The organism is Winogradskyella psychrotolerans (genome assembly GCF_018860565.1).
Lineage (GTDB): Bacteria > Bacteroidota > Bacteroidia > Flavobacteriales > Flavobacteriaceae > Winogradskyella > Winogradskyella damuponensis.
On sequence record NZ_JAHKPS010000005.1, the window covers coordinates 42,605 to 61,397 of the forward strand.

General features: G+C 32.9%; 17 protein-coding genes. 2 read left to right on the forward strand and 15 right to left on the reverse strand.

Going from position 1 to position 18,793, the window contains the following annotated elements:
- Positions 1-106 precede the first annotated feature (106 nt).
- From KO504_RS01830 to mnmE, 13 genes are all read right to left on the reverse strand, one after another.
- A complete protein-coding gene (locus tag KO504_RS01830) occupies positions 107-439 on the reverse strand; it encodes a hypothetical protein (RefSeq protein WP_252723596.1) in 333 nt (110 codons plus the stop codon).
- Between the two features lie 126 nt (positions 440-565).
- On the reverse strand, positions 566-2,677 hold the full coding sequence (locus KO504_RS01835; protein ID WP_215924628.1) for a Piwi domain-containing protein: 2,112 nt from the start codon (positions 2,675-2,677) through the stop codon (positions 566-568).
- A 31-nt stretch (positions 2,678-2,708) separates the two neighbouring features.
- Positions 2,709-3,032, reverse strand: a complete 324-nt coding sequence (locus KO504_RS01840) for a hypothetical protein (RefSeq protein WP_215924629.1) — start codon at positions 3,030-3,032, stop codon at positions 2,709-2,711.
- A gap of 3 nt (positions 3,033-3,035) precedes the next feature.
- The gene (locus KO504_RS01845; RefSeq protein ID WP_215924630.1) at positions 3,036-6,338 is read right to left on the reverse strand and encodes an Eco57I restriction-modification methylase domain-containing protein; all 3,303 of its coding nucleotides are present in this window, start codon (positions 6,336-6,338) and stop codon (positions 3,036-3,038) included.
- Positions 6,339-6,644, reverse strand: coding sequence for a helix-turn-helix domain-containing protein (locus tag KO504_RS01850; protein ID WP_157362171.1), 306 nt, complete (start codon positions 6,642-6,644; stop codon positions 6,339-6,341).
- Positions 6,645-6,799: 155 nt separating this feature from the next.
- Positions 6,800-8,551: a DUF3987 domain-containing protein gene (locus tag KO504_RS01855; protein WP_215924631.1), complete on the reverse strand. Its 1,752-nt coding sequence runs from the start codon at positions 8,549-8,551 to the stop codon at positions 6,800-6,802.
- The gene (locus KO504_RS01860; protein WP_215924632.1) at positions 8,548-9,456 is read right to left on the reverse strand and encodes a BT4734/BF3469 family protein; all 909 of its coding nucleotides are present in this window, start codon (positions 9,454-9,456) and stop codon (positions 8,548-8,550) included. Before KO504_RS01860 ends, KO504_RS01855 begins: the two co-directional genes overlap by 4 nt.
- Entirely contained in the window at positions 9,443-9,739 is a 297-nt protein-coding gene (locus KO504_RS01865) for a helix-turn-helix domain-containing protein (RefSeq protein ID WP_183477845.1), read from the reverse strand. The genes KO504_RS01860 and KO504_RS01865 overlap by 14 nt, the downstream gene beginning before the upstream one ends.
- Positions 9,736-10,038 (reverse strand): helix-turn-helix domain-containing protein, encoded by a 303-nt coding sequence (locus KO504_RS01870; RefSeq protein ID WP_215924633.1) that lies wholly within the window; start codon positions 10,036-10,038, stop codon positions 9,736-9,738. The genes KO504_RS01865 and KO504_RS01870 overlap by 4 nt, the downstream gene beginning before the upstream one ends.
- Positions 10,039-10,194: 156 nt before the next feature.
- Positions 10,195-11,142 carry a DUF6617 family protein gene (locus KO504_RS01875; protein WP_215924634.1) on the reverse strand — a complete coding sequence of 316 codons (948 nt, stop codon included), beginning with the start codon at positions 11,140-11,142 and terminating at the stop codon, positions 10,195-10,197.
- Positions 11,142-12,236: a site-specific integrase gene (locus KO504_RS01880; RefSeq protein ID WP_013622768.1), complete on the reverse strand. Its 1,095-nt coding sequence runs from the start codon at positions 12,234-12,236 to the stop codon at positions 11,142-11,144. The genes KO504_RS01875 and KO504_RS01880 overlap by 1 nt, the downstream gene beginning before the upstream one ends.
- A 7-nt stretch (positions 12,237-12,243) precedes the next feature.
- On the reverse strand, positions 12,244-12,663 hold the full coding sequence (locus KO504_RS01885) for a helix-turn-helix domain-containing protein (protein ID WP_245738299.1): 420 nt from the start codon (positions 12,661-12,663) through the stop codon (positions 12,244-12,246).
- Positions 12,664-12,826: 163 nt separating this feature from the next.
- A complete protein-coding gene (gene mnmE, locus KO504_RS01890; RefSeq protein ID WP_215924635.1) occupies positions 12,827-14,233 on the reverse strand; it encodes a tRNA uridine-5-carboxymethylaminomethyl(34) synthesis GTPase MnmE in 1,407 nt (468 codons plus the stop codon).
- Positions 14,234-14,402: 169 nt separating this feature from the next.
- Between mnmE and KO504_RS01895 the strand changes: the two genes are divergently transcribed.
- Entirely contained in the window at positions 14,403-15,557 is a 1,155-nt protein-coding gene (locus KO504_RS01895) for a TlpA disulfide reductase family protein (RefSeq protein WP_252723597.1), read from the forward strand.
- A 14-nt stretch (positions 15,558-15,571) separates the two neighbouring features.
- On the opposite strand, the gene KO504_RS01900 is transcribed toward KO504_RS01895, so the two are convergent.
- Positions 15,572-16,231, reverse strand: coding sequence for a rhomboid family intramembrane serine protease (locus KO504_RS01900; protein WP_215924636.1), 660 nt, complete (start codon positions 16,229-16,231; stop codon positions 15,572-15,574).
- A gap of 61 nt (positions 16,232-16,292) precedes the next feature.
- Between KO504_RS01900 and KO504_RS01905 the strand changes: the two genes are divergently transcribed.
- Positions 16,293-17,183, forward strand: a complete 891-nt coding sequence (locus tag KO504_RS01905; RefSeq protein WP_215924637.1) for a lysophospholipid acyltransferase family protein — start codon at positions 16,293-16,295, stop codon at positions 17,181-17,183.
- 87 nt (positions 17,184-17,270) lie between these two features.
- On the opposite strand, the gene KO504_RS01910 is transcribed toward KO504_RS01905, so the two are convergent.
- Positions 17,271-18,773: an aminotransferase class V-fold PLP-dependent enzyme gene (locus KO504_RS01910; RefSeq protein WP_215924638.1), complete on the reverse strand. Its 1,503-nt coding sequence runs from the start codon at positions 18,771-18,773 to the stop codon at positions 17,271-17,273.
- Positions 18,774-18,793 lie beyond the last annotated feature (20 nt).

Genomic DNA, 18,793 nt, shown 5'->3' on the forward strand with positions numbered 1-18,793 from the left:
AGTTAAACTATTCGATACAATTCTGATATAAGAAAATAGAATTACACGAAATGAAATGAACCCTTTAGGCTCAAAATTGGATATAGCTATCCATTAAAAAACTGAATTATACTTTAGGTGGCTGGAAAAGTGATTCCAAATATCTGGAAGTGAAGTTTACTTTATGTAAATTATATTGTTTTTTCTCTTCAAACTTTAATCGATTGGTTAAAGCCAAATTATTGTTCGCAATAATTAATACCAAAGGGTAACAACATTGATTATGGGAATGGACTGGTGTATTCTCCTTATCTGGGTTATGATGATGCTCTTCATTTTTAGCATCGCTCTCAATGTAATCTTCAACTACATATTCAAAGAAAGAGTCTCCATAAACTTTATGGTCTTGATAATGGGTAATTACATTTGAAATTTCTTTAATTGGACCACAAAAGTCCATATCTATGCTTATCCCTTGAAAAAAGAATAAAATAGACATTGATATGGAAACAAATATTTTCATATAATTTATACAAATATACAAATTATTGAATGCAATGGTGTTGCAAATAAATTGATTGGAAAATTACAAAAACCATAGAGCATCTTTAGCATCGTCTGGAACGCCATTATTAAAACGTGGTGCTATTTGTGCTACCATTTCTGGATATTTTATTGTGATTGGTACATTTTGTTGTCGAAGCGATTTCCAATATAATCTGCTAAACTGATACACTTGTGTTAATAATTCTAACACTACATCTGCATCTTCAAAAGCATCTTCATCTGGACTGCTTACCTTAATTTTTATTGGGAACGGATAACCATCTGTATCTGAATACCGCTGTGAATTAGGGTAACGTGCATTATTAAACAACAAAAATTGATTTTCGCTAATACGTATGTATGTACCACTTACAGGCATTAACTTTTTGTTCCAATTAAGGTCGTAAGCAATAATATCTTCAGATTCTGTTTTGTTGATATTAAGAATATATAATGGTACTCCTAATTCTAATTGATGCATTCCTTCAATAATAGGCTGTAATTCTTCATATTTCATTTCTTTGTAAAAATGAATGACTACTTTATCTGCTTGAGCTACTGAAGTAAAATCTCTAATAGCCTTTAAAATGCTTCCTGCTAATAACTTGGTTTGGTTTTGATTGAAATATTCAAAATTTCTGAATAGACCGTTATTTTGAAAACTAAAAGCACTTGCTATGTAACGTCTGTTCTCGCCTTGATTGGTAAAGGCTCCTACTCCAATTACTAATTCTTTTTTATCGGTTACTGCTAACTTCCAAGGTGCGCCACCTAATTTAGCGTGTATTGCCAATGCCATATTTTGTAAGGAAAACTGAAAGTTGTATTGATTTTCAATATTTTCAATCATTTTATGATAATCCACTACTTGGGTAATAATACCTTCATTTAAAAACAATTCCTTTATTTGAATATAAATTTCTCTGTCTTCGGGATCTGGTGTAAACTTATCGAATGGGCTTAAATAAAAAGCAGCATACTTTACATTGTCGTGGTCAAATTTTAGGTTTTCCAGCTTTTGGATGATGTCTGGTAAAGGGTCGTTTTCGTTTGTAAATTCAATGAAGTGTTCTTTGGATGATGATGCTTTAATGTTCACATAGGCTTCTAATCCTTTATAATAATTCTTTTCTGTATTTACACCTTCCTTTAAATTTTGATAGAAAGACAATACCGAATCTTTATGAGAAGTATGGCATATGAAAAATATCTTGATATTTTGATTGTTTGGACGTCTATAAGGGTTTAGGATATTCATTGCCTTTTTAGGCACTAAATGGGTTTTCTTGTTACCGTATTGGTCTTTACCAAATTCCAATAAACCTACTTGTGGGTCGATATGGTTGATACGATTGAGTGGCACATCTATAAACGTATCAGTTTTAAATGGAAATATGACTTTAAAATCTTCTTTAAACAGATAGTTGGTTGCAAAATTATTAATAAGTGCTACGTACTTTTGATATTTATTAAGTGGTCTTATAGGTTCCTCAATAGGTATATCTAATGCTCGTGCTAATGACAAATTAAAAATTGGGTATGCTTGGTCAAACTGAATAGCATTGTAAAATTCTTGTTTTTCCTCTGTATCGAGGTCCATTTGGTAATTGAACGTTTTTTGACCATATACACAACGCTTTATTAGCTCTGAATCCTCTATATCCTTAACCGACGTTGTAAGGACTTTTGAAGTACCATCGTATGATACAATTAACTCTGGTAAGTCTGTGAGTTTTGCAAACTGTATCTTAAATGAAAATTTATAGTAGAGGTTATAGTCTGCTGTATTCCCTTTTTTTGAAGGCATCCACACTTGTACATCACCAACAAAGTTTTTTACTACTATATAGTCTTTCGATTTAAAATAGCTTCTTAATTGATGTTTAAGGAATTGCTTATAAATTCTTAATTCTCTACCATCTACTAAATTTAGCTTAATGCTTGGTGCATTAGGTATTTCTGTTGTAAATGTTGTAAATATTTGGTCTGTGTTAGATAAGTCTGCATCTGGAAACACCTCTTTAATCTGCCTTGAAAATTTAGATTTATGGATGGGATGACTGCCTACCATATCCTCTAAAGTTAAATAAATGGTAGGCGCACTATTAGGCCATTTAAAGTTGAGTATGTTGGTTTTGAGGTGTTCTTGCATTGGTATTGTAATTTTCAGTTTTACATAAAATCTATTTGAATTGCTCTGTTATTTTTAATCCTTTTTCAATAACTAAACTTATATCATTACTGTTATTGGATTGTGCATTTAATGAGCCTAAAATTTTTAAACTCTCTTCCGTATTATAGTCAATGGATTGTTTAAAAAACACTTCAATAGCTTGTTCTATTCTGCTTTTTAAAATTTTAAGTTCTTTTTGTGGATTACCCTTTTCTTCTGCTCTTGTAAGCGCATAGTATTCACCTTTTGAAGGTCTTTTAATTCTTTTATCCAAATTATATGCTCTATTTAGGAATGCTTCCAAACGCATTGCTTTCATTTCTTCTGTTGCCATATCTTAACTGTTTTCTATAATGTCTCGTTCTTCTTGTGTAAGACCATAGAGGTCGTACACCATAGTATCAATGGTTTTTTCTGTTTGGGTGATTTGGGTTTGTAACTCTTGGGCTTTTTTCTTGTTGTCCTCAAAGAGTTCTAACCACTCAAACTCATCTTTTTTGGTAAGCGGTGTGCCACCTGCTTTTTTAATGGCTTTGTTGAGTTCTTTTATAAAGTCTGCAAAGTCTAACTCGTGCCAGCTTTCGAGTTTTCGGGTTAGTTTTTCTATATTTTGAGAGGACATTATATAGTTAGTAAAACTTTTTGATTGATCATATAAAACATTTTGATTTTCAAATAACAGCTTTGATTTTCTCACTAATTCATTTTTATTACTTTCTTCTATAACAGTTGGAATTGGTGTTTTTTCAAGATAAACTTTTTGTATGTTTAATCTTCCACCATTTTTAGGGTCACCTAATGAAGTGCAAGTATTACAAAGAAAAAACCATACTAATTTTGAATTTAACACTCCAAGTAAAAAGTAATCTTCAATGGGTATGAAAAATATCGTTTTATTTAAATATGTTTTATTTAAATCGATGGTAAAACGGGATTCCTTTGCTATTTCTGGATAAATTATTTTTGGCTTATCGAACTCCTTGTAATAAGAAATTGAATCTTGAATTTCATACCATTTATAATCACCTTTTTTTCTACCAATTTTGTCTGATTTACTCTCTTTAGGTTTTAATCTATCATAAAATTGATTTAAGTATTTCTTGATAGCAGGGTATTTTTCAATATCTATTCCGCGTCTTGTGAAAATTATATATTTGCCTTTTGTCCTCAAATGATAATAACGTACATCATCACCATCGACAAATGGCTTTATAATTTCAATAGAATTATAGTCTTCGTCAATTAATTGTTTTCTTATAGTTTCATCAATTATGAAAGCCTCATTATACCCTGTCAAAATTCCTCGATAAAATTCGACATCTAAATATTTTTTCAATGGTTTTCCAACTGATAAAATCTTTGATAGTACTTTGTTTTCATTTTTGGAAATTAAATTCCATTCATTACCAAACAAGGATTTAGCACTAACTTTTATACCATCTTTTTCAATTGACGTAGAAATATCAAGGTTCTTTAAAGTGTTAATTTTTACGAAATCAATATCCTCTTTTTCAAATCTGTTTCTAATAATTGAAATGAAGGGAAAAGTCGCTGCATCAGCAAAAACAGGTAATTCTCCAAAATCAATTAATTTTTCTATTGAATAATCATTACCTAATATCTTTCTAATATTCAAACCATAAGTGACATTTGTAAATTTGTTTGGGGTAATATATCCAAGTAGTCCATTATGACTTAAAAGTTTCATTCCCTTTTCCAAAAAATAAACATATAAGTCTGCTGTACTTTGATAAGAGGAATAGTTTTTAGATAAAAATTCCTTATAATCTGATATAAGCTCGTGCCTTACATAAGGCGGATTGCCAATAATTACATCAAAACCACCTTTATCAAATATCTGTGGAAATTCTTGTTGCCAATTAAAGGCTTTATCTCCTGCTACGGTTTTGCTATCAATTAATGAGTTACCACATTTAATATTGTTGCTTAAATCGTTGAGTTTACGTCGTGGTTGTGCTGTACGTAACCAAAGCGATAGTTTGGCTATTTCTACGGATTCTTCATTAAGGTCCACACCGTAAATATTGTTTTCTAAAATGGTGTTTTCTATATCGCTTAAAATAAGGCCACCACCCAATACTTTTGCTTTTAGCTCATCGATGTAACGGTGTTCTTTAATAAGAAAATCTAATGCTTGGTTCAAAAATGCTCCAGAGCCACAAGCAGGGTCGCAAATGGTTATTTTTAGTAGCCACGCTCTGTAATTATCTAAAACCTCTAATAGTTGTTTTTTGGTGTTTTGATGTGTTCCCTTTTTTATCTCGAAATAGGCTTCTTCTTTAAAACCTAATTGGTCTTTTTTCTCTTGGCACAATTTACCAACGGTATTTTCTACAATGTATTTGGTAATGTATTTTGGTGTGTAGAACACGCCATCTTTTTTGCGTTTACTCTTTTGCTTATCGAACTCGCCACCTTCAATTTCGGCATTGACGCTTTCAATCTCGTTGAGTGAATTTTCAAAGATGTGTCCTAAAATATTGACATCTACTTGAGAGCTAAAGTCGTATTTAGCGAGTTTATAAGTGTGTTTGTAGAGCAATTCATCATCAATTTCAAGACCATCTAAAATAGCATCCGGTTTAAACAATCCGCCATTATAGGCATATATTTCTGCTCTTGAAGTTGTGCCTTTTCTACCTTCATCTAAAAAATGAAAGTATTGTTTAAAGAGGTTGTATAATGGGCGTTCGTCACCAAAATCGATGTCGGCTTTCCATTTGTCCAAAATTTGGATGGTTGAGTTTGGTGGCAATAGGTCTCTATCTTCTGCAAAGAAAATAAACAGAAAACGGTCTATGAGTTTCTGTGATTTTTTGAATAGGGATAGTTTTACGTTTTTTTCGAGTGCTTTTAGTTCGTCTGCTTCTTGAGACATCTCGGAAAGCTTCGCTTCAGTACCTTCTAAACTTAAATTTTTAAGTTTTTCGGTAGTGCTCGATGTGACAGCTTCGGATTTAATGCGTTTGGCATTTCGTTTTACGAGGTCTCTAAAGAGTTCGCGTTTAAATACGGAATAGTCGTTGTAAAACTGTTTGGTAATCTTGTCTTCCTCTACTAAAGATGCTTCTTTTATAGTTAGCGGTAGATTGTTAAGAATGTTGTCTTTTTGTAAGCATAGGTACAATAAAGCAAATTCTTCGGGCGCTAATTGAAAGAGATTAAACTCTAAAAACTCGGTAGCATCGTTGATGTAAAACCTCAACTTCTCAAAATTGGACGTAATAACATACACACAGCCTTTTTGATTGGCTTTATAATCGAACGCCTGTTTACGGATGCTTTCTAAATCTTTGGTATTGGTTCCCTTTAGTTCAATTACGCCAATTGCTTTAGCTTCCTTTAAAATAGCTCCATCTGCTTTACCTGCGCCTTTTTGGTTTTTAAACTCGGTAGTGATATTAAAATCAGGCTTTGGATTTAGCGTATAACCCAAGACATTGACAAACAGCTCATCCAGAAACTTTGCCTGGTACTGTTCTTCTTTAGAGTTTTTAATATTCTCTTGAATGGTAGCATTGTGAAAATACTTGGTATATTTTTTATAGGCACGCTCTACTACTGAATTATCTTGTTGCGCCAGATATGTTTTTATTACTGATGTTTGAAATAATGCCATTTAAAGCTGCTGTTTTTTGTTGGTTAAGTTCTTAATTTCTTCTTCTACTTTTTTGAGGATTTCCGTAATGTTGGATTCATCTTTAAGCATATTGACAATTTTATCAGCCATCCAAAAGTTTAGTAACTCATTTTTACTCTTGTTTAAAGCCTTTGCTAAATCTTCTACTTGTTCCTTTCTGGCCATACGTGTACCACGTTCAATCTTACTTAATAAGGCGGTATCGATATTCATTTGAGAGGCAACCTCACGCAGTAATAGTTGCTTTTCTTCCCTTAACTTCCTTATGTAATTACCAAATGTCATTTTAGAGATATTTTGACTTGTCAATATTTGTCTAATGTAAGAAAAAGTAAGTAAAGGAAAATAAAAAGATATAAACACTTATTAACAGGTAATGAGGATATTAAGGATTTGAGGAAGTCAGTTTAATCATTTCCTTAAATCCTTAAAATCCTTAATTACGTCTTTGCAGGATTTGAATAGTTATTGTGTGCTTCTCTGTGTATTAATCCTGCTTCTACAAATTTGGTAATATAGCCTTCTGCGGTTTTGTGTGGGATGCTCTGCTTTGTTGCTAAATCTAAATACTCTTGCCTGCTAAATTGCTTTGGCAAACTTTCTAAAAAGCGTTCTTTTCTATTTAAACGTTTTGTTGCTTTTTGCTCAATAGGTAAGTCGTTAAACACTTTACTACTATGTTTTACTAAAATTGAAATAATAGTTAGTGCATTTTCAAAATCTATATCTTCACATTCTTTAGTTGCGTTTACATCACCATCTTCCATAATGCGGAAAGCTGTGAATAGCATCATTATCCTAAACGCAATTAAGCCTAATCGCCTTATTGTTGCGATGTACTCTTCAGGTTGTAGGTTGATGTATTTGGTCTGTAAGGATTCAAAAAAGGTATTGAATTGCTGTTGTTGAGTTGTGGTTAATCGTATTTCAATCTCTGGATTGTTTTTTAGCGTTTTGTACAATTCTAAAAACTCACTACCTAATTGGTTATAGTAATCATCTAAACCTACTTTATTGCTATTTTGAAACACGTTTTTCCAAGTTGGTTTTATATTCATATAGTAAAACATAAAGCGACTAAATAAGCCATTTTCTGCATTGGGTATTAGAGTCGCCACTTGTTTAGGTGTACCTGATAATACTGTTGATAAACACGGTTTTTCAATATCTACATATTCTCTATCTGTTCTGCGATAATAGCTTATAGTTTCGTGATGAAAGGCTTTACGAAAACCATCGGAATAATTACCATAATCGCTTTTAAAGGCTTGTGCTAACGTATCGCCTTCGGTTTCAAAAATTAACCCTCTGCCTTTATTATCAGAAATTAATTGATATACGCCTGTTACACTATTGTTAGCAGGAATGAACAGCATCCGCTCTGGCGGTTTACTCGGTTTTTCTAAGTTTTCATCTTTGCCTTTATTCATATTGTAAGTAGCGGTTTCTGATTGAAATTGCTGCTTTAATACTTTGGCTTGTTCTCTTTTTAATTTGTGAACGGGCTCTACCAAATTTTTAATTTGGTTAAGCCTTCCTTTACCTGCAGATGCAGGTGCAGTTACAAATAGATATAAATTACAAAACACTTTACGTTGGTCATATATCCCGAAGAGTTTAGGAAAACACGCACTAAATGCTGTTAATGCACCTAACAATAAAATGTCTTTTTCTTCCTGTCCATTAGCAGGGTTTACAACTTGTTGTAAAAACTGTGGCAAATTCTCATATACCTTTTCTGGTATTGTTGGCATAGATTCATTTGGTGTGTCAACTACAGTTGCAACCTTTGTTGCAACTTCGTTGTTGTTTTGTAGTTTAGTCGGTTTGACACCTGATTGATGTGCATAGTGATAAAAGGTAGCAATTGTAATTCCGTGTCCTTTTGCGTTTAAGCATTTATCGAATTGTGCATCACACTCTTTAGCATCGTAACCTGCATAATTTTTACTTATACGATGGAAATAATCTCTTCCTGTTTCTCTGTATTCTTCTGCTAAAGCAAAGCCTAAATCTCTCCAAGTGGCATAACTTCCTGTTATGTCTGTACCTGATTGCTCGATTGCTGAAATGTAGGATTCAATGTCGTTATCAGCAACTGCAACAACATTGGTTGTTGCTGTGTTGCTTTTTGGTTTTGTTGGCTCTTTAGGAACTTCTAACCAATCTTTTGGGTTAAATATTTTAGTCATAATGCTTGATGTCTTTTATGTAGAAAGGCCGTTGGGTCGTATGGTAAAAAACACGCTCTGGAAACGTCTTTACCCGACTGGTCAACCTCAATGTTATAATTGTGTTTAATGTAATTTGCTACTGCTGTGAAATATTCTGAATGTGATACTTCTGAAATATCTATTCTAATAATCCATTTTAAACCATCACCAGATGGTGAAATAAAGAGCATTTCGGTTTCAAAATATTCATCATTTAAGAGCTGTGTTCTTAACTCTTGTAGATTCTCTAAATGGTCAAAATCAATGGTTAATAAATTAGAATGCTTTAGCAAATTGTTATCGCTTCGTTTTTCAAATGTTCCTGAAAGTGTTACGTAATCAAAGCGATTCGCTTTGAATTTACGCGCTTCTTTTATATTGGTAATTGCTCTTAATTCTTCAGTAATCTTTTTGTATTTATTACTTGTGATTAATGCAAATACTTGATGTAATCGCAAGGTTTCCGAAGGAAACACATTGCGAACAGGTGCTTTAAAAAAGCTACAGTTGGCATACCACGTATCGTCTGGTTCATTAAGCCATTCCAATTCGTCTTTTTCCTTGACTTCTAAATTTAGATGTAGCTCTTGATTTATCTTCTGGTACAAATCTTCTTCATCGGTTATTCTAAAATGATATTGTGCAAAATCGAATACATCACCTTTAAAGGCTTCTAATTCTGTATCTCTATGTGTTGCTATAATACCATCAATATGAATCCGTAAGGTTTCTTTACCACCATTAAAAGGGTTTCGAGTTATCCCACAGTCCCTTCCTTTTACAGAAAGGACTGTTTGATTAGGATAATACTGTCTCAACACATAGGCATAGATTTTTAAACCATAATGTGTTTTGTCTAAAATTGCTTCTCTACTTATTTCCATCTCGCTTGAAATTATGGTTGTAGTAGTTGTCTTGAAGCAACTGCTCTATGTCAGCAACTTTATAGTAAAATTTACCTTTTACTTTGCTGTAAGGCAAAGTGCCATTGGTTCTTAAAGTTTGTAGCGTTCGCTTACTTATATGTAAGGTCTGCAATACATCTTGATTGTCTATCCACGTATCTTTTAATACTTCTGCTCTCGATTGTCGTAACAATTCGATACGTGCTTTTAAGTGCTTAACATCTTGCGAGAGCGTTAAGAGTAAATCGATTATTTCAGTCATAACTTCACCGCTCCTTTCTTAATTAGGTAATCGGCAGCTTGCTGTTCGATTTCGTCTCTTGAGTCCATACGGTTACGCAGTAACCAATGGTCTAACTCTTCTCTTTGGAAATAAATCTTTTTACCATTCGGTTTATAATGTGGAATGGTTCCCGTACTTGTAAGTTTATACAAGTGCGATTGGGATAATTCTAAATACTTGCAAGTTTCATTAAAGTTTAATACTTGCTTTTGCATTGCTTGTTGCTCTAACAAGAGTTTTTCAATGCGGTCTAACTTTTCGATGATATTTGTGTCCATCGTTTATTTTGTTTTAAATAAATGAGGACATCTGGCCAAATGTCATTCTTGGTTTTCAAGAACAGGACAAAGGTTGAAAATTGGCTTCCCGTTTTTAGTAAGAGTGTAAAACAAGGGTAAGACAACAGTAAGATTTCTTACTATTCTTACTGTTTTTTATTGCAGTTGTTGGATGATTTTATCTATTTCTTCCTTTTCTTTTGGGTTGTGAACTTTGTTTTTGTGAAGATTATTCGCTTTTAATAGCGTACCTGTTTTAGTAACAAATTTTTCAGAACGTTCTATTGCCGTAGGATTGAAACCATTAAAAAATGGCTTTAGTTTTGTTACAAGGTAACTAAACTGTGTAGTTTCGCACTGAAGATAAATTTGCGATTCTGTATTTGCAAAATCTTTTGTTAATAACAGTTGGTGCAACTGTTCAACAGTTGTGCGGTTATCTAACAAATCGATTTTTAGATTTACTTGTTTAAGTACAGTTAGCAAAGTTGAGGTGTCATTACTTTTATATCCAAAAGAAGTCTTGGGTGTTGCTTTCGTTTTTGATGTTTTTTTGGTAGCAACTTTTTTAGTGGTGTTCTTTTCTATTAAGCTAACATCAAAAGTTTCATCATTAAAGTATTTTTCTGCAATTTCAGCAATTGAGAATTTTGTGTTTACGGAAAACTGACCGTATTGCTCTTGTAGTTCAGCATACAACCTTATTACAGATACTTTTAAGTAGTTTATGATATAATTGTCATCATTGTTGAAATCTGCTGTTATACCTCTTTTATTGATATAAGTTGCAATGTCATTTAAGTACTTATCAAATTTATTAAGTAGAATGGTATAGCTGTATTTATTTTCTGGTGTAGTTGCATTTTTCGGAAATTCCTTTACAAATGATGCTACTGTATTTTCTGTTTCATTAATTATTAGCTTTTGATAGTATTCTTTTTTCGCATTTAAAGGCTTTTTAAAGTTTACTTTAAAAACTGCGTTATTAGCTTTTTGGTTCAATTTAAAATCAGACAATAAGTATTTAAAATCCTTTTCCTGTCTATTATCTCTATGTAAGCCATTGGTTATAGAAACCAAACTTGAAAATATACTTCCTTTCATTATAAATCCAGTTGAATACGGTTAGCAGCTTCTTTCTTTTTATCGTCAATTACTTTGGCATATATCTGTGTAGTGCGTAACTCTTTATGACCTAATAATTTTGATACAGTATATATGTCTGTACCCAAAGTTAATTGTAAGGTAGCGTAGGTATGACGCGCACAATGAAACGTAATAGTTTTAGTAATACCTGCCTTCATCATCCATTGTTGTAATTTTAAATTAGACCAGGCACTATAATGTAAGCCATCAAATACTTTATCGTCTGGATTACCTTTTTCTCCTAATAGATTTCTTGCTTGGTCTGATATTGGTAAGGTTTCAACACCTTTAGTTTTCTTTTGTCTAAATCGGATATAATATCCCATTTCTTTTGAGTGCTGGATTTCTGACCATATCAGTTTTTCAATATCTGACCAACGTAATCCGGTTAAAGCTGAAAAAATAAAAGCATTCTTTAAGATAGGCAGTTCACATTCTGTATTAACTGCTTTTTGTAATTCATCAAGCGTTAAAAATTCTCGTTGAGGTTCTCCTTGTTTAAAATACTCTACACCATTTGCAGGATTTACTTTTAAAATTCCATCCTTGACCGCCTGTTTTAATGCCGCTGAAAATTTACCATAATACGAATATTTTGAATTTTGAGACAATTGCTTACCTGCTCTACCTATTGCTTCTTTATCTAAATACTCTTTGAAACGCTCAACAAACGATTTGTCTATATCTTGAAAACTAACATCTGTTGGACAAAACTTTTTTAAATGTTTTAGCATACTATTCCAATTACCATAATTGCCAGAGCTTGTATTTTTCTTTTCTGCTAAAGCTGTGATATAAGTAATAAAACTACCTTTTAGCTTTTCAATATCTTGAAAGCCATAAATACCATTTTGAATTTCTATTTGTCGCTGTGCACATATAGTTTCAGCCAATTGTTTGGTTTTCTTATTAACCTCTCTTTCAGTTTTGGTTTTAGGATTAGGTGTAAGGTATAAGCGTAAGTATTCTGTTTTACGTTTGCCTTTATGATAGTAATCTAAATACAGACTTATTTTGTCGTTCTTCTTGCGTTGTCTTAATGTTACTTTCATAATGGAATTAATTAAAAAGGTTTTCTATTTGCCATCTGGCCACAATACGCTTTCTACCAAAAGGAACTGCTTTTAAACGTCCTTGTTGAATCATTCTTTGAATGGTCCATCTACTCACGCCAATCAGTTGTGAGGCTTCTGTTACGCTTAAAAAATCTTTGTTATTTACAGCATTAGGATTGCGAACTTCAACAACTTGTTTTTGCTGTTGCATATCTTCAGTAAGAGTAGCTTGAATTTTTTCTTGACGTTTGCGTGCCTTATAAGCTCTTTTTGCACAAGTATCGCCACAGTATTTAGTAACTGTTGTACGTGCTGTAAATGCATTACCGCAATGCTTACAAGTTTTAGGAATGAATAAATTACTGCTCATAAATGGTGCGTTATGTAGCGTAATGGTGCAACGTGGTGCGTTATGGTGCATCATTTCGCCAATATCTTAGCCAACAGAAATGGGCAACAATTCTATATTTCAGGCAACAGATATACAACAAATTTAATCAAAAAAGAGCAAATAAACAACAAATAAAAGAAGACAAAACACTATAAAGCCAACAATAACAAGGGATTAACAAATAAAAGAAAGTAAGTTACTTCCCGATACAGAAGTTTGCGAAGATATTACCCAACAAATCATCATTGGTAATCTCCCCTGTAATCTCTCCAAAGTGATACAAGGCCTGACGAATATCAATGGCTAACAAGTCACCAGACAAGCCAGTCTCTAAACCGTCTTTCACCTTCTGAACCTCTTCAAAAGCCTTCAATAAAGCATCGTAATGACGTGAATTCGTTACAATGGTTTCATTATTACGTAACGCTCCCGTATTAATTAAATCCAGAAGGGTTTGCGTCAATTGCTCCACTCCAAAACCAGTCTTTGCCGAAATAGGAATAACCTCAGTGGCATTAGAATCTAAAGCCGTTCTAATAGTGGCCAATTCAGAATCTGTAATCTGGTCAATCTTATTTAAAATAACCAATAACTGCTTTTGTGGAAACTTATTTTTTACCTTTTCAATCTCAATCGTAATGGTTTTAATAGCTTCTTTATCCACAGCCAACTGCGGACTACTCACCAAAAACATCACCACTTGGGCCTGCTCTATCTTTTCAAAGGTTTTCTTTATTCCAATGCTTTCAACCACATCTTCAGTCTCACGAATACCTGCCGTATCTATAAACCGAAAACCTATACCTCCAATAGAAATTTCATCTTCAATTGTATCTCTTGTGGTACCTGCGATTTCAGAAACAATCGCACGGTCTTCATTTAATAAAGCATTCAATAAGGTCGACTTTCCTACATTAGGTTCCCCAACAATGGCAACAGGAATACCATTTTTAATCACATTACCTACAGCAAAAGAATCAATCAAACGTTTCAATACAAAATTAATACGTTCTATTAAGGCCTTAAACTGAGTTCTGTCTGCAAACTCTACATCTTCTTCAGCAAAGTCCAATTCCAATTCTATTAACGAAGCAAAATTCAAAAGCTCTTCACGAAGCTTAGCTATTTCAGAAGAAAAACCACCACGCATCTGCTGCATCGCAATCTGATGCGACGCCTCATTATCACTAGAAATTAAATCGGCAACAGCTTCCGCCTGACTCAAATCGAGTTTACCATTTAAAAAAGCACGCAAGGTAAATTCACCAGCCGTAGCCATCCTGCAACCTTCGCGTAAAAACAACTGAATAATTTCTTGTTGAATATAAGAAGACCCATGACACGATATCTCTACCACATTCTCACCCGTATAAGAATTAGGATCCTTAAACACAGACACCAAAACCTCATCAATAGTTCGCTGTGCGTCTATAATATGGCCTAAATGAATGGTATGTGTCGCCTGTTGGTTTAAATCCTTATTAGAAACAGATTTAAAACATTTTGAAGCAATGTTTATGGCGTCCTGTCCAGATAATCGTATAACTGCAATGGCACCACTTCCTGAGGGTGTTGCTAAAGCTACAATGGTATCGTTATGCATATTCTAAGTCTTTGTTGCAAAAGTATTGTAAATTATGGGATTCTTTAGACCAACGTTCCTTAAAAGCGTTCACTTATTAGAGACTTTACTTATTTTACGAGTTTTACAACTTTGTTTTTATATTTGTAACACGTTAATTATTCAAAATACTATCATCTAATTTATTATTATGAAAAATCTATTCCTATGCATATTTGCGAGCCTACTAGTAATGGGTTGTAAAGAAGAACCTAAAAGAACTAATTATATTATTAATGGAACTGCAAAAGGGGTTTATAATGGTGTTAGAGTACATCTAAATAGTATAGATGAAAAAGGAAAGGACAGACGCGTTAAAACCCAAATGATTGTAAATGAACAATTCACTTTTGAAGGCGAAATGCAAACACCTTCATTATATAACATTACCGTAAATAGTATTCCAGGAAAGCTACCTTTTATGTTAGAAAACAGTGAAATAAACATTAATATTAATAAAGGTAGAATACTAAGCTCAGAAATAACAGGTTCTAAATCTCAAAAGAAATTTGAAACCTATAAAACGGGATTAAACAATATTGAAAAGGAAATATTACCTGTAAGAACTGCAATGCGAAACGCAAGATTGCAAAAAAACACAGCAAAACAAGATTCCATTTTAAAACAATTAGAAGTCTTAAACAATAAAAAAACACAATACACCTTAGATTTTATTGATAGTAATAAAGACAATTTTTTTAGTTTATTTATTATTGGCGAAGAACTCAAAAAGCCTAACCTAGATATCGAAAAATATATGGAGGCCTTTAATAATTTATCGTCTACAGTACAAACATCTAGAGACGGAGTCGCTGCCAAGTTAAGATTAGAAAAACTTTACAGGGCTTATACAAAAACTACCACTTTAGAAATTGGAAAAGTTGCTCCTAATTTTGAAGCACCTAATGCAGATGGCGAAATGGTAGCTTTAAACGATCTTAAAGGCAAAGTAACTATTATAGATTTTTGGGCAGCTTGGTGTGGTCCTTGCCGAAGAGAAAATCCTAATGTTGTTAAAATTTACAATGAATACCATAGTAAAGGATTAGAAATTATTGGGGTCTCTTTAGACGGGTCTCGTGGACAAAAAGATCCTAAAAAAGCATGGTTAGATGCTGTTAAAAAAGACAAATTAACTTGGCCTCAGGTATCTTACTTACAATACTTTAATGATCCTGTTGCACAACTGTATAATATCAATTCTATTCCTGCAACATACGTTTTAGATAAAGACGGAAAAATAGCAGCTAAAAACCTTAGAGGTACTGCTCTAAAACTTAAGGTAGAAGAACTATTACAAAAATAAAATACGGTCTTCTGCTATTTTAATTTACCCGTTTTATAGAGTACAAACAGAATTATAATGGGTATGGCTAATAAACCAACATACCCTAAGTTTGTTTTAAATAAGCTTGGCATTAAGAGTAAAGTCACTACATAACCACCAACAGCACCACCAAAATGGGCATCGTGACCAATGTTACCAATTTTATTTTTCATGCCATAAATGGAATATAATAAATAGCCTATACCAAACACATAACCTGGAATAGGGATTGGAATAAAAAACATATACAAACTCATATCTGGTTGTAATAAAATAGCAGAATATAAAATCCCTGTTACAGCACCACTTGCACCAATAGCACTGTACCAATATTCATTTTGATGAAAATACAATGATAGAAGATTTCCAAAAATTAAACTGCCGAAGTAAATAATAATAAAATGAAAATTGCCTAATCCTGCAACCACTGCATCTGCAAAAAAATAAAGCGTAAACATATTAAATAATAAATGCGTGGTATCTGCATGTAAAAATCCAGAACTCAACATCCTAACATGTTCTCCGCGCTTTATACTACCAACATTAAACTTGTATTTTTCAAAAAAGCCACGATCATCAAATCCTTTAAAGGATATAATAACGTTGGCTGCAATAATTATAATGGTAACTAAACTTATACCTAAATTGTCCATAAACTCTAATACTATAAATCAAATATAATATATATTTGTGCTTTAATACTAACATACATTAATGCAACTTATTGCTTATATCTTAGTTTACCCTATTCTTTGGCTAATTTCAATTTTACCATTTAGATTACTTTATGGATTCTCTGACGTTATTTACTTTTTTATGTATAACGTTTTTGGCTATAGAAAAACGGTTGTAAAAGACAATTTAAGATTAGTTTTCCCAGATAAATCAGAAAAAGAAATTTCATCTATAGCTAGTAAATTCTATCACCATTTTTGTGACATGATGGTGGAAGCTATAAAATCATTGACTATTACTGAAGCTCAAATGAACAAACGCTTCAAATTTACCAATGTAGAATTAATCAATGATTTAGAGAAAAAACAACGAAGCATTATTTTAATGTGTGCACATTATGGGAGTTGGGAATGGATTTTTATTTTACAAAAGCATGTAAAACACAAAGGTTATGCCGTCTATAAACGTTTAGCCAATAAGTATTTTGACAAATTAGTTAAACGAATTAGAGCAAAGTATAATTCGCATTTAATTACGACCAAAGAAACCTACAATGTCCTCCTTGAAAGCAAGAAAAAAGGAGAATTAACCATCAATGGTTTTGTATCTGACCAAACTCCTAAAGTGAATAAAGCTTTTCATTGGAATGAATTTATGGGGATTAAAGTTCCTATGTACACTGGAGCAGAAATGTTAGCCAAAAAATTAGATATGGCTGTAGTGTTCTTTAGTGTAAAACGCATTAAACGTGGCTATTACGAAACAACTTTTAAAACCATAACAGAAACTCCTAAAGCATACAAGGATTACGAAATTACAGACCTATTCTTTAAGTTGGTTGAAGAACAAATTTTAGAAGCTCCAGAGTTTTACCTTTGGACGCATAGACGTTGGAAACATAGAGACAAAGTGCCTCCTAAATTTCTTTAGGCTATTTCCTTCTAAAAACAAAGATCAAGCTTACGGCCAATTTTAGATTATGAACACACTTAGTTCATATATCAAAACCACAAATTATTACATCTCAAACCAAGCATCTACATTAGTTGCCGTACAAGGCTTACCAACTAAAGTTTTATGTACAAACTCATTGTTACATTTAGAATATTCATAATCTTTAGCCCATACTTCATGATGTTTTGCTAAATCTATGATACTCTCACATACATAATTAATTTCGGCATTCGTTGTTGTTGGGTGAATAGACATCCTTATCCAACCGGGCTTACGTACTAGCTCTCCTATTGAAATCTCATTGGTTAACTCGTGCGACATTTGCTGATCTACGTGCAATAAGAAATGCCCATAAGTACCGGCACAACTGCAACCACCACGTGTTTGTATTCCAAATTTATCGTTTAGTAATTTCACCGCTAAATTAAAATGCAAATCATCAATATAAAATGAAATAACACCTAGTCTATCTTTATGCTGACCTGCAAGAATGTTGATATTGGAGATACCTTCAAGCTGCTTAAAAATAATATCAACCAACTCGTGCTCGCGTTTCAACATTTTATCCACTCCCATTTGTTCCTTTAACTTTATAGAAAGAGCTGTTTTTATAACCTGAAGAAAACCAGGTGTTCCACCATCTTCTCTATCTTCTATATTATCTATATATTTGTGTTCGCCCCAAGGATTGGTCCAACTTACAGTACCTCCTCCTGGACAGTCTGGCACCATATTTTTATACAGTTTCTTATTAAAAACCAAAACACCTGAAGTTCCTGGGCCTCCTAAAAATTTGTGAGGCGAAAAGAAAATAGCATCCAATTGTGCCTCCTTATCTTTAGGGTGCATATCCATATCTACGTAAGGCGCAGAACAAGCAAAATCTACAAAACAAACACCACCATGTTTATGCATTAACCTAGCAACATCATGATGCGGAATCTGAATACCTGTAACATTTGAACCGCCTACTACAGAAGCAATTTTTATGGTACAATCTTTATATTTATGTAATAAGGTTTCTAAATTCTTTAAGCAAAATAAACCTTCATCATCTGGCGGAACAACTTCAACCTTAGCCATCGTTTCTAACCAGGTCGTTTGATTAGAATGATGTTCCATATGCGAAACAAAAACAACAGGGCGCATTTCCTCTGGAATAGAAGTAAATTCCTTTAAATTCTCAGGAACTTTTAAACCTAAAATACGCTGAAACTTATTAATAACACCTGTCATACCGTTTCCTGAGCAGATTAAAATATCATCATCATTAGCATTAACGTGATCCTTAATAATATGCTTAGCTTTATGATACGCTTTGGTCATTGCTGTACCAGAAACTGTAGTCTCTGTATGTGTATTGGCTACAAAAGGTCCAAACTCATTACTAATTTTCTCTTCTATAGGTCTGTATAAACGTCCTGAAGCTGTCCAATCGGTATAGATGATTCTTTGTTCTCCATAAGGGGATTTAAAGCGTTGATCCTGACCAATGATATGTTGTCTAAATTGATTAAAATAGGTTTCCAATTCAGTTACCTCTGTAGAATTCGTTTCTAAAATCATCCTTCTGTCATTTTACAAAT